Source organism: Novosphingobium sp. (assembly GCF_041905565.1).
GTDB lineage: Bacteria > Pseudomonadota > Alphaproteobacteria > Sphingomonadales > Sphingomonadaceae > Novosphingobium.
Genome location: NZ_JAYRKX010000002.1, coordinates 159,956 through 183,697, shown reverse-complemented (window position 1 = coordinate 183,697; position 23,742 = coordinate 159,956). Strand labels below are relative to the sequence as shown.

Sequence of the window (23,742 nt, the reverse complement as noted above, 5' to 3'; positions counted from 1 at the left end):
CGACGGGGACCGCGCTTGAAACCCACCTTGCTGCCGTTGTCGCTTGCACTGGCCCTGCCGGTTGCGGCTGGCGGGGCAGCGCCGGTGCCCGCTCCAGTGCCAGGCGCGGTGGATGCGGCGAAAGTGGCGCTGCTGGTCGATCTCTCGGCCGGGCAAACGCTTTATGCCAAGGGTGCGGAACAGCGCTTCCTGCCCGCATCGATGACCAAGGCCATGACCGCGCTGGTCGCTTTCGACCTGATCGCAGCCGGCAAGCTGCGCGAGGATGACGTGTTTACCGTCCGCCCGGAAACCGCCGCGCGCTGGGCGGGGAAGGGGACCACGCTGTCGCTGCGCCCCGGTGAACGGGTGCGGGTTGGCGATCTGCTGCGCGGGGTTACTACCGTTTCGGCCAACGATGCATCGGTCGCCCTGGCTGAAGGGGCGCTGGGCAGTACCGATGCGTGGTGCGCGGCAATGAATGCGCGCGCGCGGCAACTGGGCATGACCGGCAGCCACTTCGCCAGTCCCAGCGGCTATCCCGACCGCGGCAAAACCTATGTCACGGCGCGTGATCTGGTCCGGCTGGCCAATGCCCTGATCCGCCAGCACCCGCAGCTTTATCGCAGCTACTTCGGCCATCAGGCGATGGACTGGCGCGGGCAGCGGCTGACCAGCCACGATCCCTTTGCCGGTGTGTTTCCCGGCGCGGATGGGATCAAGACCGGCCACACTTTCGAGGCCGGGTTCAACTTCCTGGGCGCGGCAGAACGCGGCGGTCGGCGGCTGGTATTGGTGGTGGCCGGGCTCGAAACCGAACCGGGCCGCGCCAATGCCGCAAAGGCGCTGGCCGAATGGGGTTACCGCGAATGGGATTCCGGCCCGTTGGGATCGGCCGGCCAGGTGATTGGCGCGGTGAAGGTCCAGGGCGGCGATCTGCGCCGCCTGCCCGTCGCGCTGGAGCGCGGCTTTACCCTGGCCGTGCCGCGCGGCACCCAGCCGGCGGTCGCCACCCGGATCGTCTACGACGGCCCCGTCCGCGCGCCGATTGCCCAGGGCGCCCAGGTCGCCGGGCTGGAAGTGCGGATCGAGGGGCGGACGCCACACTACCTGCCGCTGGTCGCGGCTGAGGCAGTTCACCCGGCCGGGCCAATCGACAGGCTGGTCAATGGCCTGCTAGGGGTCTTCGAATGACGCGCGGAAAATTCATTGCCTTCGAAGGCGGGGAAGGGGCAGGCAAGAGCACCCAGGCCCGGCTGCTGGCCGATGCCCTGCGCGAGCGCGGGCTGGAAGTGGTGGTCACGCGCGAACCCGGCGGGACTGCCGGGGCCGAGGCGATCCGCGCGCTGCTGCTGGGCACCGATGGCGATGGCTGGCATCCGCGCGCCGAAGCGCTGCTGTTCGCCGCCGCCCGCTCGGACCATGTCGAACGCCTGATCCTGCCCGCGCTGGAACGCGGTGCCTGGGTGATCTGCGATCGCTTCTTCGATTCCAGCCGGGCCTACCAGGGCGGGGGCGGGGGCCTGTCGGACGCAGACCTGCGCGACTTGCATCGCATCGGCAGCCACGGCCTGCTGCCCGAGTTGACCTTGCTGGTCGAAGTGTCGCCTGCGGTTGCCGCCGAGCGGCTTGACTTGCGCGATGCCGGCAATGCCGATCGGATCGGCGGGCGCGATGCGGCCTATCACGCCAAGGTGGCCGCCGCTTTCGCCCGCTTCGCCGCCGAGGAACCTGCGCGATTTGCCCTGATCGACGGAGATGGTTCGGCCGAGGCGGTCCACGCGGCGATCATGGCCGCACTGGGCAGCTGGCTGCCATGACCCTGCGCGGCCATGACGAGGCCTGGCGCGAATGGCGCGAGGCCATGACGTCAAGTCGGATGCACCACGCCTGGATCCTGGCCGGGCTGGAAGGGCTGGGCAAGTCCAGCTTCGCCCTGGCCGCCGCCGCCGAACTGGTGCGCGAACCTGGCGTGCCGCAGCCGCCGCCCGACCGCCATCCCGACATCCTGATCCCGCAGCACCCGCCCGAAAACAGGGACGAAGCCAAGAAGCGCGACGATGGCCAGGAATACCGCCGCAAGCGGGCGATCCCGATCGACGAGATCCGCGCCCTGCAGCAGCGTCTGACTACCCGGCCAACCCTGGGCAGCCGCCGCGCGGTCATCATCGATCCGGCGGACGACCTGGAAAAGAGCGCGGTCAACGCGCTGCTCAAGAGCCTCGAGGAACCGCCGGCGGGAACCTACTTCCTGCTGGTCGCGCACCGGCCGGGCCGGCTGTTGCCGACGATCCGCTCGCGTTGCCGGATGCTGCGCTTCAATCCGCTGCCTCCGGCCGAGGTGGATGAGATCCTTCGCGCCGAAGCGCCCCAGGCCACCCCCGAAACCCGCGCCGCCGCCGTTGCCGCGGCGGAAGGCTCGCCGGGCGCGGCGCTGGCCTTTGTCGAGCAGGACCTGGGCGCATTGCACCAGTTGATGGGCCTGATCCTGGCCGAAGGCGACGATGGCTTTGCCTTGCGCGGCGCCCTGGCTGAGGAAATCGGCGGCAAGCCAAGCCGTGAGCGGCAGCAGGCCGTGTGCGACCTCGCCCGCGCGGTGGTGGCCGCCGGGCTGGCCGGCGCAAACCGCGAACGACAGGGCCGGATCATCGCCGTCCACGGCGATCTGGTCCGCCTTGGTGCCCAACTCCCGACCTTCAACTTCGACCCCGCGCTGGTGGCGATGGAAATTGGCGGGTTGCTGGCATCCCTTGCCATGCCTAGAGAGACCGCTCGCTAATCATTGGAAAGACTGCCCCGGCCATGGCCGAACCCTTCTACATTACCACCGCGATCAGCTATCCCAACGGCAAGCCGCATATCGGCCACGCCTACGAAGCGATTGCCGCCGATGTCATCGCCCGCTTCCAGCGCCAGCTGGGCCGCGACGTGCGGTTCCAGACCGGGACCGACGAACACGGCCTGAAGATGGCCCAGAAGGCGCGCGACCTGGGCATGACCCCGGCTGAACTCGCTTCGGAAATGTCGCAGCATTTCATTGATATGTGCGATGGTCTGAATGTGTCGTATGACGTATTCCTGCGCACCACCGAACCGCGCCATCATGCCTCTGTCCAGGAATTGTGGCGGCGGATGGAAGCCAACGGCGACCTGTACCTCGATCGCTACGAAGGCTGGTACTCGGTCCGCGACGAAGCCTATTACGACGAGAGCGAGCTGGTCGCCGGGGAAGGGGGGGAGAAGCTTTCGCCCCAGGGCACCCCGGTGGAATGGACGGTTGAGGAAAGCTGGTTCTTCCGCCTGTCGAAATATGCCGAACCGCTGCTGAAGCTCTACAACGAGCAACCCGATTTCATCCGGCCAGACAGCCGCCGCAACGAAATCATGCGCTTCGTCGAAGGCGGGCTGCGCGATCTCTCGGTCTCGCGCACCAGCTTTGACTGGGGCGTCAAGGTTCCGGGCAGCGACAATCACGTGATGTATGTGTGGGTCGATGCGCTGACCAACTATATCACGGGCCTTGGTTTTCCCGAGGAATCCGGCGATTTCGCCAAGTGGTGGCCGGCCGATCTGCACCTGATCGGCAAGGACATCACCCGGTTCCACACCGTCTACTGGCCAGCCTTCCTGATGAGCGCGGGCCTGCCGGTGCCGCGCCATGTGTTCAGCCATGGTTTCCTGCTCAACCGTGGGCAGAAGGAATCGAAGTCGCTCGGCAATGTCACCGATCCGATGGGCCTGGCCGAGCGGTTTGGGGTGGACGTCCTGCGCTATTTCCTGATGCGCGAAGTCGCCTTCGGGCAGGATGGCTCCTATTCGCCCGAAGCCATCGTGATGCGCGGGAATACGGAACTCGGCAACGCCTTCGGCAACCTGGCCCAGCGCACGCTGAGCTTCATCGCCAAGAACCTGGACGGCGCCTTGCCCCGGATCAGCGGCCATGACGAGGCCGATACACGCCTGCTCGAAGCTGTGGGCAAGGCGGTGCAGCAGGACGTGCCGGGCGCCTTTGCCGATCTTGCCCTGCAACAGGGCATCGACGCCTGGCTGCAAGCCGTGTTCGCCTGCAACGCCTACATCGATGAACAAGCACCCTGGGCGCTGCGCAAGACCGATCAGGAACGGATGGAAACCGTGCTGGCCACGCTGTTCATCTGCATCGCGCAGCTGGCCGTGGGCATCCAGGCGGTGATCCCGCAGAAGGCCGGGCAATTGCTCGACATGATGGGCATTCCGGCAGAAAACCGCGGTTTCGAGAGCATTTGCGGGCACTGGTACGCGGCCCTGGCTGAGAGCGATTTCCGCCTCGCCGCACCGACCCCGCTGTTCCCGCGCCTTGAGCTGCCGGCCGAAGACGCCTGATGCTGATCGATTCCCACTGCCACCTCGAATACAAGGGCCTGGTCGAGGATCAGGCCGGCGTGCTGGAACGCGCACGCGCCGCCGGGGTGAGGGGGTTCCTGTCAATTTCAACCCGCCAGCGCGAATGGGACCAGGTCATCGCCACGACCGAGCGCCATGACGACATCTGGGCCAGTGTCGGCATCCACCCGCACGAAGCAGATGGTCACGCGGACCTGGGCGAGGGCGCCCTGCTGGCTGCCGCCGAACATCCCCGGGTGATCGCGATCGGGGAAACCGGGCTCGACTACTATTACGATCATTCCGATAGAGTCATGCAGAAGGCTCTGTTTCGGCGTCATATTTCCGTGTCGCGCCAGACTGGCCTGCCGCTGATCGTCCATACCCGCGATGCCGAGGACGACACCGCTGCGATCCTGGCCGAGGAGATGGAGCAGGGGGCCTTTCCGGCACTGATCCACTGCTTTACCGCATCGGCTGACTTCGGTCGCAAGATGCTCGACCTTGGCCTGACGATCTCGCTTTCCGGCATCGTGACATTCAAGAATGCCAAGGACTTGCAGGCCATTGCGCGCGATCTGCCTGAAGATCGGCTGCTGGTTGAAACCGATGCGCCGTTCCTGGCTCCGGTGCCGCATCGCGGCAAGGTTTGCGAACCGAGCTTCGTCGCGGACACCGCGCGCTTCGTGGCCGAGTTGCGCGGTCAGTCCGCTGAAACGCTGGCGGACAGCACCGGCGCGAACTTTCGCCGGTTGTTCAGCAAGGCTGGGCTATGAAGGTCACGATCCTTGGCAGCGGCACATCGACCGGGGTGCCACGGATCGGCAACGATTGGGGCGATTGCGACCCTGCCGAACCGCGCAATCGCCGCTCGCGGGTTTCCATCCTGCTGGAAAGCGATGCCGGGCAGCGGATCCTGGTCGATACCTCGACCGATTGCCGCGCCCAGTTGCTGGCCAACAACGTCCCGTCGATCGACGCCGTGTTCTGGACCCACGATCACGCCGATCACTGCCACGGCATCGATGACCTGCGCCCATTCCGTTATGGCCGCGGTGGGCCGATCCCGGGCTATGGCACTGCCGAGACCGTGCGCCGGCTGCGCAACCGCTTCAGCTATGTGTTTGCCGGTGAATTCGGCTACGCGACGATCATCAACATCGAACCGCTTGACCGGCTGCGGATGTGCGTCGGCTTTGGCATCGGCTGGTGCCAGATGCCGCACGGACCGGCAAAGAGCACCGGCTATCGGTTCGATTGTGACGGAAAGTCCGTTGGTTACGCGACAGACTTCAGTGAAATTACACGCGAAATGGTGGACCTGTTCACCGGCGTGGATCTGCTGATCGTTGATTGCCTGCGCCGCGAACCGCATCCGACCCACGCGCATCTTGGCATGGCGCTGGAACTGACCGAGGCGGTGCGCGCCCGTCAGTCGGTGCTGACGCATTTGGACAAGAGCATGGATTACCGTTCGCTATGCGACGAAGTGCCGCCGCACGTGACGGTTGGCTTTGATGGCCTGGTGCTGCAGCCGTGAGTGCGATGGCTTTGGGCGTGTCGCTGATTTCGCTGCTCGGTTGGTTGGCGTTGAACGTCGCGAGTTTCCGCGATGATGCGCAGCGGCTAGGCTGGCGGCGGTCGGTGCAGATGGCGCTGGCGTGGTGCGCGATCATTGCCGGACTGGCGTGGCTGGTGACGCTGCTGAAGCCGTGAGGGGCCTCTCGCTCCGTCCATGATTTAACATAATATATATTATCATTCTTATATAGCCGGAGCAGCCATGCCCCCTCTCGACCGTCTCCTCGCCATCATGGCCCGACTGCGCGATCCGCAGCGCGGCTGCGAATGGGACCTGGCCCAGACCTTCGCCACGATCGCGCCGTATACAATCGAGGAAGCCTACGAAGTGGCCGACGCGATCGAGCGCGGCGACATGGCCGCACTCAAGGACGAACTTGGCGACTTGTTGCTGCAAGTCGTGTTCCATGCCCGCATAGCCGAGGAACGCGGCCTGTTCGTCTTCGGCGATGTCGCCGATGCGATCAGCGCCAAGATGGAAACACGCCATCCGCACATCTTCGGCGATGCCCCCGACCAGGGCCAATCGCGCGAGGAACGCTGGGAACGTCTCAAGGCCGAGGAACGCCGCGCCAAGGGCGCCAGCAGCGCGCTTGATGGTGTGGCCCTCGCCCTGCCCGCACTGATGCGGGCTGAGAAGCTGCAAAAACGGGCCGCCAGGCAAGGCTTCGACTGGCCCGATCCGGCCGGCCCGGCCGCCAAGGTGATCGAGGAACTGGACGAGCTGGCCCAGGCTGCAACAGACGCCGAACGCCAAGAAGAGGCCGGTGACCTGCTGTTCGCAGCGGTCAACGCGGTACGGGCCTATGGCGTGGCGCCGGAGGAAGCCCTGCGCGCCGCCAATGCCAAGTTCGAACGGCGTTTCCGGGGAATGGAAGAACTGGCCAAGGAGCGCGGAACAGACTTTGCCGCGCTCTCTCTCGACGAACAGGACGCGCTGTGGGGTGACGTCAAGGCGTCAGAGGCGGGTAAACCGGCCTAGCTCACGCGGTTCAAGCCGCACTTCGAGGCGGCGCAAGGGGCCGCGCTCGTCGCTTCCGGCATCCTCGTCGGCCAGGACTTCACCGTGGGCGTGGAGCCAGGCGAGACGCTGCCCGTCGCTTACCGGCAGGACAAAGGTGTGGTCCCGCGCACCCGAGGTCAGCAAGCGGCTGACCGCCGCAAGCAGGTCTTCGCATCCCATGCCGGTGATCGCGGATAGCGGCACGATCACTTCGTCCCGGCGGTGGGCGATCTGTTCCGACAGGTCCAGGGCGCGTTCCTCGTCAAGCAGGTCCCACTTGTTCCACGCCTCGACAATCGGCACCGTTGGCGCGCCGCCGTCTTCCTCGATCAGGCCAAGGTCTTCCAACACGTCTAGCACCTGGCGCTTCTGCGACTGGGTATCGGGATTGGCGATGTCGCGGACATGCACGATCACGTCGGCGGCGGTCACTTCTTCCAGCGTGGCGCGGAAGGCCGCGACCAACTGGGTCGGCAGGTCGGAGATGAACCCCACGGTGTCGGACAGGATCGCCTTGTCCACCCCCGGCAGGCGAATACGCCGCATGGTGGGGTCGAGCGTGGCGAACAGCAGATCCTCGGCCATCACCCCCGCCCCGGTCAGACGGTTGAACAGCGTGCTCTTGCCGGCATTGGTGTAGCCGACCAGCGCGATCACCGGCCAGGGCGCCTTTTCGCGGCGGCTGCGGTGCAGACCGCGGGTGCGGCGGACCTGTTCCAGCTCGCGCCGCAGCCGCGCCATCCGGTCGCGGATCATGCGGCGGTCGGCTTCGATCTGGGTTTCGCCGGGGCCGCCCAGGAAGCCGAACCCGCCGCGCTGGCGTTCAAGGTGGGTCCACGAACGGACCAGACGCCCGGCCTGGTAATCGAGGTGGGCGAGTTCCACTTGCAAGCGCCCTTCGGCCGTTGCCGCGCGTTCCCCGAAGATTTCGAGGATCAGCCCGGTCCGGTCGATCACCTTGCGCTTGAGCTTTTCCTCAAGGTTGCGCTGCTGGATCGCACTGAGCGGGCCATCGACGATCACCAGTTCCGCATCGCCCAGGTTGCAGGCGACGTCGATATTCTGGATTTGACCTTCCCCGAACAGCGTGCCGGCGCGCGCCTCGCGGATCGGGATGGCCATGGCTTCGACCACCTCCAGCCCGATGGCGAGCGCGAGCCCGCGCGCTTCCTCGAGCCGGGCAGCGGTATCGATCGCGGTCGCACCACGCCCCCGGAATTCCGGGTACACGATTACGGCCCGCGCCCCGCGGGTCACTTCCTCGCGGTTGTCGTCAAGAAAGCTCAGTCTTCCTCACCTTCCCAGCCATCGCCGGTCAGGTCCACCGGACCCAGCGGTTGGATGGTCGAAACCGCGTGCTTGTAGGCGAGCTGCACATAGCCTTCGCGTTCAAGCAGCATGCAGAACAGGTCATAGGCCGCGACCCGGCCCTGAAGCATCACACCGTTGACCAGGAACATGGTGACCTGCACCCCGGACGAACGCACGCTGGAGAGGAACACGTCCTGCAGCAGGCGCACCTTCTTGCCCCCTTCCCCGGCGCTGCCGAACTGGCGCGCGTCGATCGGCTGGCTGGGCATGATGGTGGACACGGCGTGCTTGTAGACCAGCTGCGACTGGCCGTCGCGGCGCAGCAGGATCGAGAAATTGTCGAACCAGGTGACGATGCCCTGCAGCTTCACGCCCTTCACCAGGAACATCGTGACCGGCACCTTGTGCTTGCGCAGCAGGTTCAGGAACTGGTCCTGCAGGTTCTGGCCCTTGGCGGCGGTGGTTCCGGTCAGCGGCGGCGGCGGGGCCAGCTCGGCTTCGTTGGATTCAACTTCGCCTTCGCCTTCGGGTTTGGGCGGGCGCGGGCGCGCAGTGAGAGTGCGAGAGGACATCAATGGGCTCCTTCTTGTTGGCGGCCGCTTCTGCGGTCCGCATTCTGGCCGCCGAACCCGTCAAGCAGGCGCGGCGAACCGGTATCTATTGCCAGATGGTAAACCCAACAGGCCTTTGCTGCAATGCGGAAAAAAGGAACCGGGCTCAGGCGCTTTCTTCTTCCTCCTCGTCCTCGCGCCGGTCGACCATGCCAAGCAGCTTGAGCTTGCGATGCAACGCCGAGCGCTCCATCCCGATGAAGCTGGCCGTGCGCGAGATGTTGCCCGAGAACCGCCGGATCTGGACGCGCAGGTATTCGCGCTCGAAATTCTCGCGGGCTTCGCGCAGCGGCACGCCCATCAGCGCGGAAATGCCGGAATCTCCCGAAATCCGGCCATTCAGCACTTCGGCGGGGAGCATGTCCGCCTCGATCCGGCCCAGGCGTTCGCGCGGGGTCAGAATGATCGTGCGTTCAACCACGTTGCGCAGCTGGCGCACGTTGCCCGGCCATTCATAGCTTTGCAGCGCCGCCATCGCTTCCATGCTGACTTCTGGCGGGGGCACGCCCTGATCGGTGGCAAAGCGGGCGAAGAAGTGATCGACCAGCATCGGGATGTCATCGCGCCGTTCGGCCAGTGACGGGATCGTGACCGGGACGACGTTGAGCCGGTAGAACAGGTCTTCGCGGAAGCGGCGTTCGGTGATTTCCTTTTCCAGTTCGCGCGCGGTCGATGACACCACCCGCACATCGACCCGGATCTGGCGGTGCCCGCCAACGCGGACGAAGGCCTGCTCGGTCAGCACCCGCAGGATCCGCGCCTGGGTGGACAGCGGCATGTCGGCCACCTCGTCGAGGTAAAGCGTCCCGCCATCGGCCATTTCCAGCAGCCCGGCGCGCACCAGCTTGCCGCCCTGCTCTTCCCCGAACAGTTCCTGTTCGAACCGTTCCGGAGTGATCCGCGCCGAATTGACCGTGACGAAGGCGCCGCCAGCCCGCGGGCTCCAGCTGTGGAGCAGGCGCGCGGCCACTTCCTTGCCCGCCCCGGCCGGCCCGGAAATCAGCAGGCGGCTGCCGGTATTGGCGACCCGCTTGAGCGTGGCGCGAACCTGGTTGATCGCGCTGCTGTTGCCGGTGAATTCATCCGATGAGACGAAGCCTTCGCGCAGCCGCGCATTCTCGCGGCGGAGTTGTTCCGTTTCAGTCGCGCGGGCGACCAGCAGCAGCAGACGCTCCGCTTCAAACGGTTTTTCGATGAAGTCCATCGCCCCGCGCCCGATCGCGGAGACGGCGGTATCGATGTTGCCGTGGCCGGAAAAGATGATCACCGGCAGTTCCGGCTCGCGGCTCTTGATCGCGTCGAGCACTTCGAGCCCGTCCATCGGGCTGCCGTGGAGCCAGACGTCGAGCAGCACCAGGCTGGGGCGGCGCTGGTCGATCATGTCCAGCGCGGTGGTGCTGTCGCCAGCGGTGCGGCATTCATAGCCTTCGTCGCTCAGCACGCCGGCCACGAGTTCGCGAATGTCGCGTTCGTCATCGACGATGAGGATATCGAGCGCCATTTCCAGTTCCCGTACTTGCTATTCCGCAGCTTCGCTCGGCCGCTGGTTGCCCAGCGGGTCGCGCGCGAAGCGCATGGTGACGATGGTTCCATCGGGGCTGCCCGGGGCGAAAGTCATTTCGCCGCCGTGCTCCTCGACGATCTTGTTGACGATGGCGAGCCCCAGCCCCGTGCCCTTTTCGCGGGTAGTGACATAAGGTTCGATGATCCGTTCCCGGTCCTGCGGCAGGCCGATGCCATTGTCGGCAATGGCCACCAGGATATCCTCGCCCTGCTTGCGCAAGGACAGTTCGATCCGCCCGCGAAAGTCGGCATCCTCGGTCTTCTGGCGCGCCTCGACCGCCTCGACCGCGTTCTTGAGCACGTTGGTCATCGCCTGGCCGAACTGGTGCCGGTCGCAGGCGATGATGCCGAAGTCGGGATCGGCAGCGAAGGCGAAGTTGATGTCCGGCCGGGCCACTTCCTGCAGGAACAGCGCCTGCCGGGCCAGATCGACCGGATCTTCGCCCCGGAACACGGGTTTGGGCAGGCGGGCAAAGCTGGAGAATTCGTCCACCATCTTGCGCAGGTCGCCGACCTGGCGAATGATCGTGCTGGTAAGCTCGTCGAACAATTCGGCATCGGCGGTAATCAGCTTGCGGTAGCGCCGCTTGAGCCGTTCGGTGGCGAGCTGGATCGGGGTCAGCGGATTCTTGATTTCATGCGCGATACGCCGCGCCACGTCTGACCAGGCCGCCTGGCGCTGGTCGACCAGCTGGCGGGTGATATCCTCGAACGTGATGACGTGACCGGTGCCTTCGCGGCTTACCCGCACGGCCAGGGTCAGCAGGTCGCCGCCCTTGGCGTACTGGACGATCCCGCCATCCTTGCCATCGGCGACCAGCGAGGCGATCGACGGGGCCACATCGGCGAGGCGCGCGCCTTCATCCAGCTTGCCGTCCTTGTCGATCAGCAGCTTCTGCGCGGAACCGTTGATCAGCAGGATCACCCCTTCCGCCGTGGTGGAAATGACCCCGGCGGTCACCGATTCCAGCACTGCCTCGATGAAGGCGCGGCGCTCGTCCAGTTGCTGGTTCGCGCCAACCAGGTCCTGGGTCTGCCGATCCAGCTGCTGGGTCATGCGGTTGAAGGCGCGGTTGAGCAGGCCGATCTCGTCCGCCCCGGTGCGCCCTTCGACCCGCATCGAGAAGTTGCCCGAGCCAACCTGGCGCGCGGCATCGACCAGATCGTACAGCGGCTTAACCTGCCGGTCGGCAAAACGCAGCGCGAACCAGATCGACAGGCCAACAAGCGCGAGCGAGGCGACGAACAGCGCGACGTTGACCTGCAATTGCTGGATCCGCGCCCGCTTGGTCAACTCGTCATAGGCGCGCACGATGTTCTGCGCACGCTGCCCCTGGCTGAGGCTGAGCAAGTCCGACTTGCGCGCGGTGTAGAGATAGATGCCCGAACGACGGTCGATCGGTGTGACCGCCTCGATCTTGTCGGGCTTGGCATCGATCACGATGTCGGCGCCGCTATCAAGCTGGCGCACGACGCCGAGCGATACCTGCCCGCTGAGCGGGTTGTCCCCCCGGGCAAAGGCCGCGCGGCTCAGTGTACCGTCGGGCAGCTTCTGCAGGATAGTGGATTCGTTGATGTTCCGATTGGTGATCTGGAACTGGTAGTAGCTCATGAACTCCGGGCTGACCGCGGATTCGCGGCTAAGGAAATCGCCAAGGTCTCCCGCCATGGCCAGCGACGAATACTTCATGTCGTTCTGGGTCTGCTCGTAATAGCCGCGCGCCAGCTTGTTGGCGTTTTCCAGCATCCCGCGCGAACTGTCGGAAAACCAGAATTCCACGCCCGTCTGGAACAGCACCGAGGCGAAGATCACCACCAACAGGGTCGGGATCGCAGATATCAGCGAGAAGAAGAACACCAGTCGGACGTGCAGCTGCCCACCCCCACCGGCATGATCGGCCGCGCGTTGCAGCGCCAGGCGCCGCCCCAGCAGCACCAGGATCGCCATGGCCGGAACCAGTGTCCCGACCAGCAGCGTCGCGGTCAGGTTGGTGGGCATCACCTGGTCGCGCTGGGCCTGGGCGGCGACGACGTACCAGGTCAGTCCGGTCATCAGCAGGAAGGCGACGACCGAGACCACTTCCATGATTGCAAAGAAATTGGCCCGCCGTGCGGCTATCTGCACGCGCCGCCACCAGCGAGGCGGGGCCTTGGACCTTGCGGCAATCATCGTTGCGCGGTTACAACACCACTGTTGCAACTATGCAAGGGGCAATTCAGCCAAGGCGGTGTACTTCCGCCGGATCGATGGCCAGGTCCGACAGGCGCTTGCGCAAGGTATTGCGGTTGATTCCCAGCAATTGCGCGGCGCGCAGCTGGTTGCCCTGGGTTTCGCGCAGTGCCTCGATGAACAGCGGACGTTCGAACGCGGCCAGCGCGGCATCATAGACGGTGCCGGGCGCCGGGCGGTTAGCCGCCAGCCACTCCACCACCGCCCCGGCCAGGTCCAGCGCCCCGCCGCCCTCGCCGTCGCTGCGCGCGGCCTGCTGGAGCAGGCTGGCGACGCTTTCGGCATCGATCGCGTCCTCGCGCGCCAGCAGGGCCAGGCGATAGATGAAATTGCGCAGCTCGCGCACGTTGCCACGCCAGGGCTGGCGCGACAGGAGGTCTGATGCCTCGTCAGACAGCTGGTGGCGGGGCAGCCCCTCACCCGCTGCCAGTTGCAGGAAATGGCGGGCCAGCGCGGGTATATCGTCAGCCCGCTCGCGCAGCGGCGGCAAGGTGATCGGCACCACGTTGAGCCGGTAGAACAGGTCTTCGCGGAACGTGCCGGCCGCGATCATCGGTTCCAGGTCGCGGTTGGTCGCCGCGACGATGCGGACATTGACCTTGATCTCCTCGCGCCCGCCGACCCGGCGGACCGAACCCGATTGCAGCGCGCGCAGCAACCGGGTCTGGGCCTGCATCGGCATGTCGCCGATCTCGTCCAGGAACAAAGTGCCGCCGTTCGCCTGCTCGAACTTGCCAATGTGCCGCGCCACCGCCCCGGTGAAGGCGCCCTTCTCGTGCCCGAACAGCTCGCTTTCGATCAATTCCGCAGGGATCGCGGCAGTGTTGACCGCCACAAACGGGCCGTCCTTGCGGTGGCCCAGCTGGTGGATCGCTTCGGCGACCAGTTCCTTGCCGGTGCCGCTTTCGCCCAGCACCAGCACGGTCAGATCGTTGCGCAGCACGCGGGTGATCATCCGGTAGACCGCCTGCATCGGCGCCGAGCGACCGACCAGCGGCAGACCGGCAACCGGTGCGTCCTCCTCGGTCTCCCCGCCCCGGCTGGTCGATCCGACCGCCTGGCGCACGGTGCGGGCCAGCTCGTCGATGTCGAACGGCTTGGGGAAGTATTCGAAAGCCCCGGTGTCGCTGGCGCGCACCGCCGTATCCAGCGTGTTCTGCGCCGACAGGATGATGATCGGCATGTCGGGCGCGGCGGCGCGGACGGTGCCGATCGTCTCGATCCCGTCGCCATCGGTCAGCATCACGTCGGTCACCAGCGCGGCAAAGCGCTGCCCGGCAATCAGCCGGTCGCGTTCGGCGATGGAATCGCAATGGGTCACGCGGAAGCCCTCGGCCTCGAGCGCGGCAGTGATCACCAGCGCGATCGAGGCGTCGTCTTCAACCAGCAGCACAGTCATGTCTTGTCCTCGCGCAGGCCATTGCGCCGTTCGCTGGCCATCGGCAGGTGGACGCGAAAGTGGGTCCAGCCCCCGTTTTCATCCCGGTCGTGGCCGATCCGTCCGTTCATGTCGCGCACCAGGCGGCGGACCAGCGCCAGCCCCAGCCCCTGCCCGCTTTTCTTGGTGGTGACGAAAGGTTCGAACACGTGGTCGCGCAGCGCCGGGTCGATCCCGGGACCGTTGTCGGAAATGCGCAGTTCGATCGGCAGGCGCACCGGCGCGCCATCGGTTCCGGGGTGCAGTTGCAGCCCGCTGGCAAAGCGGGTGCGCACGATCACCTGCGGCGCGGGGGCATTGCGGCACGCGTCGGCGGCGTTGGCGATCAGGTTCAGCACCACCTGCACCAGAGCATCGGCATTCCCGAGGACTGGTGGCAGCGATGGGTCGAACTCCTCGACAATCGGCGGGGCCGTGCCGCTGGCGGCAATCACCGAGCAAGCGCGCCGCACCGCCTCGTGCAGGTTGCACGGGGCCAGCGCCTGTGGCGTGCGGCGCGAGAGCGACTGCATCTGGTCGATCAGCTTGGCGATCCGGTCCACCTCGTCGGCAATCAGGCCGGTCAGGGCGAGGTCGCTGCCCTCAAGCTTGCGCCCCAGCAACTGCGCCGCACCGCGAATGCCGGCCAGCGGGTTCTTGATCTCGTGCGCCAGGATGTCGGGCGCGCGCAGCACGCTGTCGTCGCCGGCGGCGGGGTCCTCGCTCATCGCCTCGGCCCCGGAAATGTCGTGCAGGGTCAGCACTTGCCAACCCGGCTGATCGATCACCGGCGCGGCGGTGACGTCAAGGCGGCGCGGCCCTTGCCCGGTCACCACGACATTGGTGGCGCGCGCCGAAACATGGGCATCGGTTTCACCCAGGCGGGCGGCCAGTCGCGGCTCGACAAAGCGGATCACTTCACCAAGGGCGCGGTCCTTCAGGCGGCGAAAGCTTTGCCCGAGGAACTGTTCGGCGGCGGGATTGGCGGCGGCGATGCGTTGCCCCGGGGCCAGCAGGACTACCGCCAGCGACAGGCTGGACAGCTGCCGCTGCGCGTCCTGCATGGGTCAGGCCGCCTGCCGCGACAGGAACGGATCGTAGAATTCACGCAGCGCCTGCATCACTAGCGCGGCATCGTCGACGAAGTTCACCGTGTTGCGGAAATGGGCCGATCCGTGCAGCCCGCGCGTGTACCAGCCCAGGTGCTTGCGGGCCATCTTGACGCCGGTATCCTCGCCGTAAAGATCCAGCATCCACTGGTAGTGTTCAAGGATCAGGTCGAGCTGTTCATCCAGCGTCGGATCAGCCAGTTGCTGCCCGGTCTTCAGCCAGTGCATTACCTGCGCCAGCAGCCATGGTCGGCCATAGGCTCCGCGCCCGATCATCACCCCGTCCGCGCCGCTCTGTTCCAGCGCCTTGGCGGCATCCTCGATCCCGCAGATGTCGCCGTTGACGACCACCGGGATCGACACCGCGTCCTTGACCTTGCGGACAAAGGCCCAGTCGGCATGGCCCTTGTACATCTGGTTGCGGGTGCGGCCGTGGACGGTGACCATCCTGACCCCCAAGTCCTCGGCCCGGCGGGCGAGTTCCGGGGCGTTCAGGCTGTCATGGCACCAGCCCATCCGCATCTTGACCGTGACCGGCACCTTGACCGCCTTGACCGTCGCCTCGATCAGCGCGGTGGCCAGCGGCAGGTCGCGCATCAGGGCGGAGCCGGCATCGCCGTTCACCACCTTGCGCACCGGGCAGCCCATGTTGATGTCGATGATTGCCGCGCCGCGATCCTCGACCAGACGGGCGGCATCGCCCATCTGCTGCGGTTCGCAGCCGACCAACTGCATCGACACCGGCTCTTCCGCCGGATCCCACATCGCCTTCTGCACCGATTGGCGGGTTTCTCGGATCGCGGCGGGGCTGGCGATCATCTCGGTGACGTTGAGGCCCGAACCGAAGCGGCGGACCATGCGGCGGAACGGCAGGTCGGTGACGCCGGTCATCGGCGCCAGGATCACCGGGCAATCGATGCGTTCCGGCCCGACCATGATCGGGGCCAGCTGGGGCGGAGGAGGAAGCGGGTTCATCTGGGTGTGCCTAAAATTTGGGCAGCACATAGGGAATTGCCGAGCCAAGGGCAAGGCACTACCGCACTTGGCACGATGAGCGCCCTGCCCCACCCCGTTGCCGCCGTGATCGTCGCCGCCGGACAAGGCCTGCGCGCCGGCCAGCCCCTGCCCAAGCAATTCGCGCTGTGGCGGGGCAAGCCGGTGGTGCGCCATTCCGCCGAGGCGCTGGCCAAGGCCGGGATCACCCAGATCGTGGTCGCGATCCCCGAGAACGGAGAGGATGCCGCCCGCGCCGCGCTGGATGGTGTAACCGGCGTGCAGCTGGTGACCGGCGGGGCGACCCGGCAGGAATCGGTGCGCAAGGCGCTCGAGGCGCTGGCCGCCGATGCCCCCCAAGCCGTGCTGATCCACGACGCCGCCCGCCCCGGGCTGACCAGCGTGGTGATCGACCGGCTGCTGGCCGCCCTGCAGGACCACCCCGGCGCGATTCCCGTGCTGCCGGTGGTCGACAGCCTGACCGAAGCGAACGACGGTCTAATGGGCCAGCCTGCCCGGCGCGAGGTGCTGCGCCGGGTGCAGACCCCGCAGGCGTTCCGCTATGCCGAAATCCTGACCGCACACCGCCAATGGCCCGGCGCGGCCGAGGCCGGGGACGACGCGCAGGTGGCACGCGCCGCCGGGCTGGCCGTGGCCCTGGTCGATGGAGACGAACAGTTGCACAAGCTGACTTTTGCCAGTGATTTTGCCCAGGCGGCCCCCGCGATGCGGGTCGGCACCGGCTATGACGTCCACCGCCTGGCCGAAGGCGAGGAACTGTGGCTGTGCGGGGTGCGGATCGATCACCCACGCGGCCTGTCGGGCCACAGCGATGCCGACGTCGCGATCCACGCGCTGGTCGATGCGATCTTGGGCGCGGTGGCCGATGGCGACATCGGCAGCCACTTTCCGCCCAGCGATCCGCAGTGGAAGGGCGCCAGTTCCGACCGCTTCCTGGCCCATGCCGTGTCACTTGCCCACGCGCAGGGCTACCGGATCGGCAATGTCGATGTGACGATCATCTGCGAAGCGCCCCGGATCGGCCCGCACCGCCAGGCCATGCGCGAGCGTCTGGCCCAGTTGCTGGAAGCACCGCTGTCGGCCGTCAGCGTCAAGGCGACCACGACCGAGCGGCTCGGCTTCACCGGCCGGGCCGAAGGCATCGCGGCGCAGGCCGTAGCCATGCTGGTGCGGGACTGAGCAATGCGCTCGCTGGCCGCCGCGCTGCTGCTGGCCCTGCCGGGCACCGCCCAGGCAGCCGAGCCACCATGCCTGAGCGCACAGGAATTCTCGGCCGTCACGATCTATACCTTGCCCGCGATGGTGCGCGGCGCGGCGCAGCGCTGCGAGCCGGTGCTGCCCCCGAAGGCGTTCCTGCGCACCAGCGGCGAGAAACTGGCGCAGCGCTATGCCAAGGGGCGCGACCGGCAATGGCCCCATGCCAGGCAGGCGGTAATCAAGGCCGGGGGCAGCTTCGATCCGCAAGCCGGGCCACTGCTGGGCACCCTGCCGGAAGACACGCTGAAGCCGATGGTCGATGACCTGGTCATCGCGGTGGTCGACCAGCGCCTGCCCGAGAACCGCTGCAAGGCGGTGGACCGTATGCTGATGCTGCTGTCCCCCCTGCCCGCGCCAGTCGCCGCCGAGACGATCGCTCTGACCACCGGGCTTGCCGCCCGCACCGGCGAAAGGCGCCTGGGGCAGTTGCGTATCTGTCGCGCTTGACCTTCGCCCCAGACACGTGAAAGGCGCGTGCCGCCCGCACGAATCGGGCGTGACAGGATCGTTATGACGCTACTTCCCGCCGATATCGTTGCCCTGGCCGCCCAGGTGATCGCCGAAAACAAGGCCGCCGGCCGAAACATTGCCCTGGCCGAAAGCTGCACTGGTGGGCTGGTGGCCGCCGCGCTGACCGAGATCGCCGGTTCCTCGGCGGTGGTCGATCGCGGCTTCGTGACCTATTCGAACGAGGCCAAGCAGGAACTGCTGGGCGTATCGCGCGACATTATCGAGACCTTCGGCGCAGTCTCGATCGCCTGCGCCTGGGCGATGGCGCAGGGCGCGCTCAAGCGCAGCAATGCCGATGTGGCCGTGGCAATCAGCGGGATCGCCGGCCCCGATGGCGGGACCGACCAGAAGCCGGTCGGCACGGTCGTGTTCGCCCGCGCCATCCGCGGACAGGGTGAAGAGGAAGCCCTGGCAGAGGAACGCCTGCTCGACGGATCAAGCCGCGAGGCGGTGCGCCATCAGGCCGCGCTGGTGGCGCTGGAAATGCTGCTGCCGTAAAGCACGGCCGCGCGGTCCTCGAACGCCTGGACCATCTTGCGGAAGGCGCGGTCGAAATACTGGCCCGCCAGCTTTTCGAACACCGCGTTGCGGAACGTGAAGCGCACGTCGAACTCAACCTCGCAGCCGCCTTCCACGTCGCGGAACAGCCAGACATTGTCGAGATCGCGCATCGGCCCATCGACATAGTGGACCTTGATCCGCCCGGACCGGTCCTTTTCCACGCGGGAAGTGAACCTTTCCCGCAGCGCCTTGAAGCCGACGAGCATGTCGGCGATCATCTCGTGCTCGCTATCGCTCTTGACCCGGGTGGCCACCACCCAGGGCAGGAATTCGCCATAGCGGGCGACATCGGCCACCAGGTCGAACATCTGCGCGGCGCTGTAGGGCAGCCGCCGGGTTTCGTGGATACCGGGCATTACTTCTTGCGGGCCAACCCGACCTGGGCCTGACGGGCGGCACGCATTTCCTTGAAATCGTCGCCAGCGTGATAGCTCGAGCGGGTCAGCGGGCTGGCTGCGACCTGCAGGAAGCCCTTCGAGCGCGCCACAGAGGCATAGGACTTGAACGTATCGGGTGGGACGAATTCGGACACGGCGACGTGGCGCGGCGTGGGCTGGAGGTATTGGCCCATGGTCATGAAATCGATCCCGGCGCTGCGCATGTCATCCATCACCTGGTGGACCTCAAGCCGCTCCTCGCCCAGGCCTAGCATGATCCCGCTCTTGGTGAAGACCAGCGGATCCTGGTTCTTGACCTCTTCCAGCAGGCGCAGCGAAGCATAATAGCGCGCGCCGGGGCGGATCGTGGGATAGAGCCGGGGGACCGTTTCCAGGTTGTGGTTGTAGACGTCCGGCCCGGCCATAACGATCGCTTCGACCGCAGCGCGCATCTTGCCGCGAAAGTCCGGGGTCAGGATCTCGATCGTGGTGTCCGGCGTCTCGCGGCGCAGCGCCTTGATCACCTTGACGAACTGGCTGGCCCCGCCATCGGGCAGGTCATCACGGTCGACCGAGGTGATGACGATGTGTTCCAGCCCCATCTTGGCGGCGGCCACGGCGACGTGCTCCGGCTCAAGCGGGTCGACCGCGCGGGGCATCCCGGTCTTGACGTTGCAGAACGCGCAGGCCCGCGTGCAGATGTCGCCCAGGATCATCACCGTGGCGTGCTTCTTGGTCCAGCATTCGCCGATGTTCGGGCAGGCCGCTTCCTCGCACACCGTGTGCAGTTTCAGGTCGCGCATCAGCTGGCGGGTTTCGCCGTAACCCTTGCTGGTCGGGGCCTTGACCCGGATCCAGTCCGGCTTGCGCTGGCGTTCGGGCTTCGGAGCGGAGGCGATATCGTTCATCCCGGCCAGATAGGCGTATGCGCGCCCCCTTGCCAGAGGCAATTTCCTTCCCCATGTGGCTTGGCATGAGCGACCCCTTCTCCCCCGAACTCGGCCGGCTCATTGCCGGTTACCGCCGCTTTCGCGAAAATGGCTGGTCATCCAACCGTGAGCGTTGGTCCAGCCTGAGCGAGGGACAACAGCCCCAGGTGATGGTGATCGCCTGTTCCGACAGCCGGGTCGATCCCTCGCAGATCTTCGATGTCGATCCGGGTGAAATCTTCGTGGTGCGCAATGTCGCCGCGATGGTCCCGCCGTTCGAAACCACCCCCGGCTACCACGGGGTGTCGGCCGCGCTGGAATTTGCGGTGCAGTTCCTCAAGGTCAAGGAAATCGTGGTCATGGGCCACGGCATGTGCGGCGGCTGCCGCGCGGCGCTGACCCAGGAAATGCGCGGGTTCGAACCCGGCCAGGGCGGCTTCGTGGCCGACTGGATCGCCCTGCTGGACGACGCCCGCGAGCAAGTGGCCAGCACCCACGGCACCCACGGCCGCCCGGCCGAACGCGCGATGGAACAGGCCGGGGTCAAGGTCAGCCTGAACAACCTGCGCACCTTCCCCTGCATCCGTTCCAAGGAACGCAGCGGCGAATTGAAGCTGACCGGCGCCTTCTTCGCGATCAGCGACGGCGTGCTGCACATGCTGGACGAGGGTGACGGGCACTTCCGCCCGGTCGCCTGACCCGGCCTAAAGCCCCTTTTGCCGGTTGGCGGCATGGACGGCCCACAGCCGGGCCAGCGGTGCTCCGCCGCCGGTAACCCTGGCAAAGCTGGCCTGGGCTTCGGCAAATCTGCCCAGATCGAACTGCGCGATGCCAAGCCGCGTGTTGACCAGGTCTGCATTCGCGTCGGGCCGCGCCTGGGCAATGCGGTAGAGCTCCTCCGCCAGGTCCGGCCGGCCATAGGATAGCGCCAGGCTGCCGGCGCTGACGATGGTCGCCGTGCGCGCGCTGGCCTTGCGCGCATCGCGGTTCGCCAGTTCGAGTGCATTGCTCGCTTGATCCTTGGCCAGTTGCTGCCGGGCCCACTGCTGGGCGGAACTGACGAGTGGATCGGTGGCCTTGAGCAAGCCCGCGGCAGTCCCGGTCTGGACCGCGCCGAGCAGTTCCTGCGGCAACGCGGCAGCCGTGTAGACCCGGACCGATTCCAGGTAGTCCCGCGCTTCCCAGAAACCTGCGGTGCGATCAGCCAGTCTGGCAAGATCGACCATCACCTGCCGATCCGCGCCTTCAGCCTCGAGGCTGATGCGCAGTACGGCCACTGCCGCGGCCCAGTTCTTCCGGTTTGGCTCAAGCCGTGCCGCTTCCGCGCCGAAGTAGGAAGCGAGCAACGAATCGTGGATCTTGTACGACTGGGCCAGGCCCCGCCGCATGGCCTGCAATGACAGCGACTTGCCCTGGGCCTTGGCCCGTTCGCTGTAGAACAGAAGGACCTTCAAGCCTTCGAGCACATTCTTGTCAGGGGACTCCGTGAAATAGGATTCCGCCAGATAGAAATCGATGTCGTTCTCGAAAAAGCCGGCGCCCATCAGCTCCTTGAACCTGACCCGTGCCGACAGCAGATCCTTGTTGTCATAATCAATCTGGCCAAGAGCGAAGTTGAACCTTGGCCGCTTGTCCGGCGCGACCAGTCCCGATGCCAGCGCCAATTCCAGACCGCGGCGCAAAAGGCCGTTGTCACGCGTAAAGCCGCCGAATTCGATCACCATGTTTCCGGCAAAGAAGCGATCATCGTTGCTGACCGCGCTTGACTGGAGGTTCTCGATCGCCGCGCGCTCCGCGCTGAGCAGCCCGAGCAGTTCCGCCCGCTTGGCTTCAAACCTGGCCGCTTCCGGGCTTCCAGGCTTAAGCGGCGCAGCGGCGGTCTTTTGCTGGAACAGAACATCCAGTTCCGCCTTGCGGGCCTGCACTTCGGAACGCTTCCTGGCCTCATTCCAGGCAGACTGCGCGCTGCGGGCGAACGGCAGGAACTCACGCGAAGGCACGATTTTCGGGGACGATGCTGCCGCTTGATTGGCCCGCGCCTCGACATGGCATGTCAGTACCAGCGCCGCACCAAGCGATGCCGCAATCGAACGTCTGAACCGCAGCATCGTTAAACCTTTCCGGTATCCCGTAGTGACGAAACACGAAAATCATAGGGGTCACAATGCCTTGGCCAGACGTAACAGGAAAGGGCGGAGGTTGCCCCCCGCCCTTCTCTGGTCTCCAAAAGGCTGAACGGCTGATCAGCCGCCCTTGGCCTTGATCCCGGCCTGCACGGCCCAGACCTGCGCCACCGGCGCACGCGGGCCGGTGACCTTGCCAAAGCTCGCCGCCGCATCGGCGTACTTGCCCTGATCGTACTGGGCGATACCCATGCGGGTATAGACCAGGCCCTGATCCACGCCCGGCTTGTCAGCCGCCAGCTTGTAGAACTCCTCGGCCTTGGCCGGTTCGCCATAGGACAGGAACGAGTCGCCCGCGCCGACGATGGTCGCCGGCTTGGCGGTCGGCAGGCGCGCGTCGCGGTCATAGCCGCCCAGCAGGTTCTGCGCCGTGTCGGTCTTGATCCGGGCATTGGCCTGGGTGATCGCATCGGCGACCGAGATGTCGGTCTTGGTCAGCTTGCCAGCGGCAACCCCGGCGTCGATCGTCTTGAGCACTTCCTTGGGCAGGCCCAGGTTGGTGCCGATCTGGAGCATTTCCATGTAGTCCGAGCCATTGGAATAGCTGCCGGTGCGGTCGGCCAGGCGGGCGATGTCGAGCAGGACGTACTTGTCGTACCGCCCGGCGCGGCGCAGCGCGGCCAGGGTATCACCCCAGTTTTCGGTGTTCGGCTGGGCCTTGACCAATTCGCTGCCGAAGTAGCCGACATTGCTCACGTCCATCACGTCATTGGCGACCTTGAGCCCACGCTGCAGCGCCGGGATCGAGGCCGGACGGCCCTCGGTCTTGGCAAGTTCGTTGGCATCGCGCAGGACCTTCATCCCGCCCGGGCCGTCGTTCTGCGCAAAATAGGTTTCCGCGTGATAACGGTCCGCCTCACCATCGTGATAGCCGCCCGCGGTAGCCGCCGCCAGCGCGGTGCGCGCCGCCATGTAGTCCTTGGCGCCATAGGCGAACTTGCCGACGTAGTAGTTGAACAGCGCCACCTTGTCCGCCGGGACCAGGCCGCTCTGCAGTTCCAGTTCCAGGCCCTTGCGCTGAAGCGCCTGGCTGTTGGCGAACAGGCCCATGTCGAGCCCGATCGAGCCGGCCTGATACTTGTCATCATTGTTGGCGATCTTGGCAATCGCGCCGTCCAGAGCGGCGGAATCGGCCTGCATCAGCGCGAGCAGTTCGACCTGCTTGGCGTCATAGACCTTCTGCGCATCTGCCTGGGCACGGCGCGTGGTGGCGGCAACCAGCGCCTGTTCGGCAGCCTTCATTTCGGCCTGCTTGGCCAGCACGTCCGGACGCTTCTTTGTGTTCTGCCACTGGATCAGCACCGCGTTCGAGGCGGCCTGGAATTCCTTGGACAGCTTAAGCTTCAGCGGCGGGGGCGCCTTCTGCTTCTCGGCGGCCATGGCCGGCGCGGCGACCAGTCCGGCCCCTGCGACAGTGGCGAGTGCGAGTGCGATGCCCAGCGCCGGGCGCGAAAGAAACGAGGCGCGGATCATGAACCTTCTTCTCCTAAGCAACCGGCGTGGCGGACCTGATTCCGCCTTGCGCCGGGGCAAAACTTCCAACCCTGCCATTGGCGCGAAATCGCCGGTTTGGCAACTGGTGCGCTATCTGCATCGCCGCTGTTGAACCTTGATTGAACGCAACTTGCCGCATCCATTCAGCAAGGGTGCCAAGAGTGTGGAAAAATGCGCCCTTGCCGGGCCTTGTTGTGGCTATCCGGCGGCTCTTGGCCTAGTGCCGGAAGTAGCCATATTCCCGTCAACAA

23 protein-coding genes are annotated in these 23,742 nt (G+C 66.1%); 12 read left to right on the top strand and 11 right to left on the bottom strand.

Features of this window, described 5'->3' with window-relative positions; all coding sequences use genetic code 11:
• Positions 1–15 precede the first annotated feature (15 nt).
• The 8 genes from ACE3N9_RS02770 (at position 16) to mazG (ending at position 6,904) form a co-directional block, all read left to right on the top strand.
• Positions 16–1,173, top strand: a complete 1,158-nt coding sequence (locus ACE3N9_RS02770) for a D-alanyl-D-alanine carboxypeptidase family protein (protein ID WP_374280636.1) — start codon at positions 16–18, stop codon at positions 1,171–1,173.
• Positions 1,170–1,799, top strand: a complete 630-nt coding sequence (gene tmk / locus ACE3N9_RS02765; protein ID WP_374280634.1) for a dTMP kinase — start codon at positions 1,170–1,172, stop codon at positions 1,797–1,799. The genes ACE3N9_RS02770 and tmk overlap by 4 nt, the downstream gene beginning before the upstream one ends.
• Entirely contained in the window at positions 1,796–2,758 is a 963-nt protein-coding gene (locus tag ACE3N9_RS02760; protein WP_374280632.1) for a DNA polymerase III subunit delta', read from the top strand. Before tmk ends, ACE3N9_RS02760 begins: the two co-directional genes overlap by 4 nt.
• A 23-nt stretch (positions 2,759–2,781) precedes the next feature.
• Positions 2,782–4,341, top strand: a complete 1,560-nt coding sequence (gene metG, locus ACE3N9_RS02755; protein ID WP_374280630.1) for a methionine--tRNA ligase — start codon at positions 2,782–2,784, stop codon at positions 4,339–4,341.
• Positions 4,341–5,117, top strand: coding sequence for a TatD family hydrolase (locus ACE3N9_RS02750; RefSeq protein WP_374280628.1), 777 nt, complete (start codon positions 4,341–4,343; stop codon positions 5,115–5,117). The genes metG and ACE3N9_RS02750 overlap by 1 nt, the downstream gene beginning before the upstream one ends.
• On the top strand, positions 5,114–5,881 hold the full coding sequence (locus tag ACE3N9_RS02745; RefSeq protein ID WP_374280626.1) for an MBL fold metallo-hydrolase: 768 nt from the start codon (positions 5,114–5,116) through the stop codon (positions 5,879–5,881). Before ACE3N9_RS02750 ends, ACE3N9_RS02745 begins: the two co-directional genes overlap by 4 nt.
• A 17-nt stretch (positions 5,882–5,898) precedes the next feature.
• Positions 5,899–6,057 (top strand): hypothetical protein, encoded by a 159-nt coding sequence (locus ACE3N9_RS02740; protein WP_374280624.1) that lies wholly within the window; start codon positions 5,899–5,901, stop codon positions 6,055–6,057.
• A gap of 67 nt (positions 6,058–6,124) precedes the next feature.
• Positions 6,125–6,904: a nucleoside triphosphate pyrophosphohydrolase gene (gene mazG, locus ACE3N9_RS02735; protein ID WP_374280623.1), complete on the top strand. Its 780-nt coding sequence runs from the start codon at positions 6,125–6,127 to the stop codon at positions 6,902–6,904.
• Here the strand turns inward: mazG and hflX are convergent.
• The 7 genes from hflX to dusB all read right to left on the bottom strand — a co-directional run bounded on the left by hflX (position 6,881) and on the right by dusB (position 16,141).
• On the bottom strand, positions 6,881–8,182 hold the full coding sequence (gene hflX / locus ACE3N9_RS02730; RefSeq protein WP_374280621.1) for a GTPase HflX: 1,302 nt from the start codon (positions 8,180–8,182) through the stop codon (positions 6,881–6,883). The two genes, mazG and hflX, sit on opposite strands and share 24 nt — an antisense overlap.
• A 26-nt stretch (positions 8,183–8,208) precedes the next feature.
• Positions 8,209–8,808: an RNA chaperone Hfq gene (gene hfq, locus ACE3N9_RS02725; RefSeq protein ID WP_374280618.1), complete on the bottom strand. Its 600-nt coding sequence runs from the start codon at positions 8,806–8,808 to the stop codon at positions 8,209–8,211.
• A 145-nt stretch (positions 8,809–8,953) separates the two neighbouring features.
• Positions 8,954–10,348, bottom strand: a complete 1,395-nt coding sequence (locus tag ACE3N9_RS02720; RefSeq protein WP_374280616.1) for a sigma-54-dependent transcriptional regulator — start codon at positions 10,346–10,348, stop codon at positions 8,954–8,956.
• 18 nt (positions 10,349–10,366) lie between these two features.
• Entirely contained in the window at positions 10,367–12,496 is a 2,130-nt protein-coding gene (locus tag ACE3N9_RS02715; protein WP_374280614.1) for an ATP-binding protein, read from the bottom strand.
• Positions 12,497–12,626: 130 nt separating this feature from the next.
• Positions 12,627–14,039 carry a sigma-54-dependent transcriptional regulator gene (locus ACE3N9_RS02710; RefSeq protein WP_374280612.1) on the bottom strand — a complete coding sequence of 471 codons (1,413 nt, stop codon included), beginning with the start codon at positions 14,037–14,039 and terminating at the stop codon, positions 12,627–12,629.
• Complete coding sequence (locus ACE3N9_RS02705) at positions 14,036–15,121, bottom strand: nitrogen regulation protein NR(II) (RefSeq protein ID WP_374280610.1); 1,086 nt, start codon at positions 15,119–15,121, stop codon at positions 14,036–14,038. The genes ACE3N9_RS02710 and ACE3N9_RS02705 overlap by 4 nt, the downstream gene beginning before the upstream one ends.
• 3 nt (positions 15,122–15,124) lie before the next feature.
• Positions 15,125–16,141 (bottom strand): tRNA dihydrouridine synthase DusB, encoded by a 1,017-nt coding sequence (gene dusB / locus ACE3N9_RS02700; protein ID WP_374280608.1) that lies wholly within the window; start codon positions 16,139–16,141, stop codon positions 15,125–15,127.
• A gap of 75 nt (positions 16,142–16,216) precedes the next feature.
• Between dusB and ACE3N9_RS02695 the strand changes: the two genes are divergently transcribed.
• From ACE3N9_RS02695 to ACE3N9_RS02685, 3 genes are all read left to right on the top strand, one after another.
• Positions 16,217–17,359: a bifunctional 2-C-methyl-D-erythritol 4-phosphate cytidylyltransferase/2-C-methyl-D-erythritol 2,4-cyclodiphosphate synthase gene (locus tag ACE3N9_RS02695; RefSeq protein ID WP_374280606.1), complete on the top strand. Its 1,143-nt coding sequence runs from the start codon at positions 16,217–16,219 to the stop codon at positions 17,357–17,359.
• 3 nt (positions 17,360–17,362) lie between these two features.
• Positions 17,363–17,884 (top strand): hypothetical protein, encoded by a 522-nt coding sequence (locus tag ACE3N9_RS02690; RefSeq protein ID WP_374280604.1) that lies wholly within the window; start codon positions 17,363–17,365, stop codon positions 17,882–17,884.
• 63 nt (positions 17,885–17,947) lie between these two features.
• Positions 17,948–18,445 (top strand): CinA family protein, encoded by a 498-nt coding sequence (locus ACE3N9_RS02685; RefSeq protein WP_374280602.1) that lies wholly within the window; start codon positions 17,948–17,950, stop codon positions 18,443–18,445.
• On the opposite strand, the gene ACE3N9_RS02680 is transcribed toward ACE3N9_RS02685, so the two are convergent.
• Both ACE3N9_RS02680 and lipA read right to left on the bottom strand, forming a co-directional pair.
• Complete coding sequence (locus tag ACE3N9_RS02680) at positions 18,406–18,864, bottom strand: type II toxin-antitoxin system RatA family toxin (protein WP_374280600.1); 459 nt, start codon at positions 18,862–18,864, stop codon at positions 18,406–18,408. The two genes, ACE3N9_RS02685 and ACE3N9_RS02680, sit on opposite strands and share 40 nt — an antisense overlap.
• Entirely contained in the window at positions 18,864–19,793 is a 930-nt protein-coding gene (lipA, locus tag ACE3N9_RS02675) for a lipoyl synthase (RefSeq protein ID WP_374280598.1), read from the bottom strand. Before lipA ends, ACE3N9_RS02680 begins: the two co-directional genes overlap by 1 nt.
• Before the next feature lie 65 nt (positions 19,794–19,858).
• Here lipA and ACE3N9_RS02670 point away from each other — a divergent pair, with 65 nt between their 5' ends.
• Entirely contained in the window at positions 19,859–20,512 is a 654-nt protein-coding gene (locus ACE3N9_RS02670) for a carbonic anhydrase (RefSeq protein ID WP_374280596.1), read from the top strand.
• Between the two features lie 6 nt (positions 20,513–20,518).
• Here the strand turns inward: ACE3N9_RS02670 and ACE3N9_RS02665 are convergent, their stop codons facing one another.
• Complete coding sequence (locus ACE3N9_RS02665) at positions 20,519–21,922, bottom strand: hypothetical protein (protein ID WP_374280593.1); 1,404 nt, start codon at positions 21,920–21,922, stop codon at positions 20,519–20,521.
• 135 nt (positions 21,923–22,057) lie between these two features.
• Positions 22,058–23,470, bottom strand: coding sequence for a hypothetical protein (locus tag ACE3N9_RS02660; protein WP_374280591.1), 1,413 nt, complete (start codon positions 23,468–23,470; stop codon positions 22,058–22,060).
• Positions 23,471–23,742 lie beyond the last annotated feature (272 nt).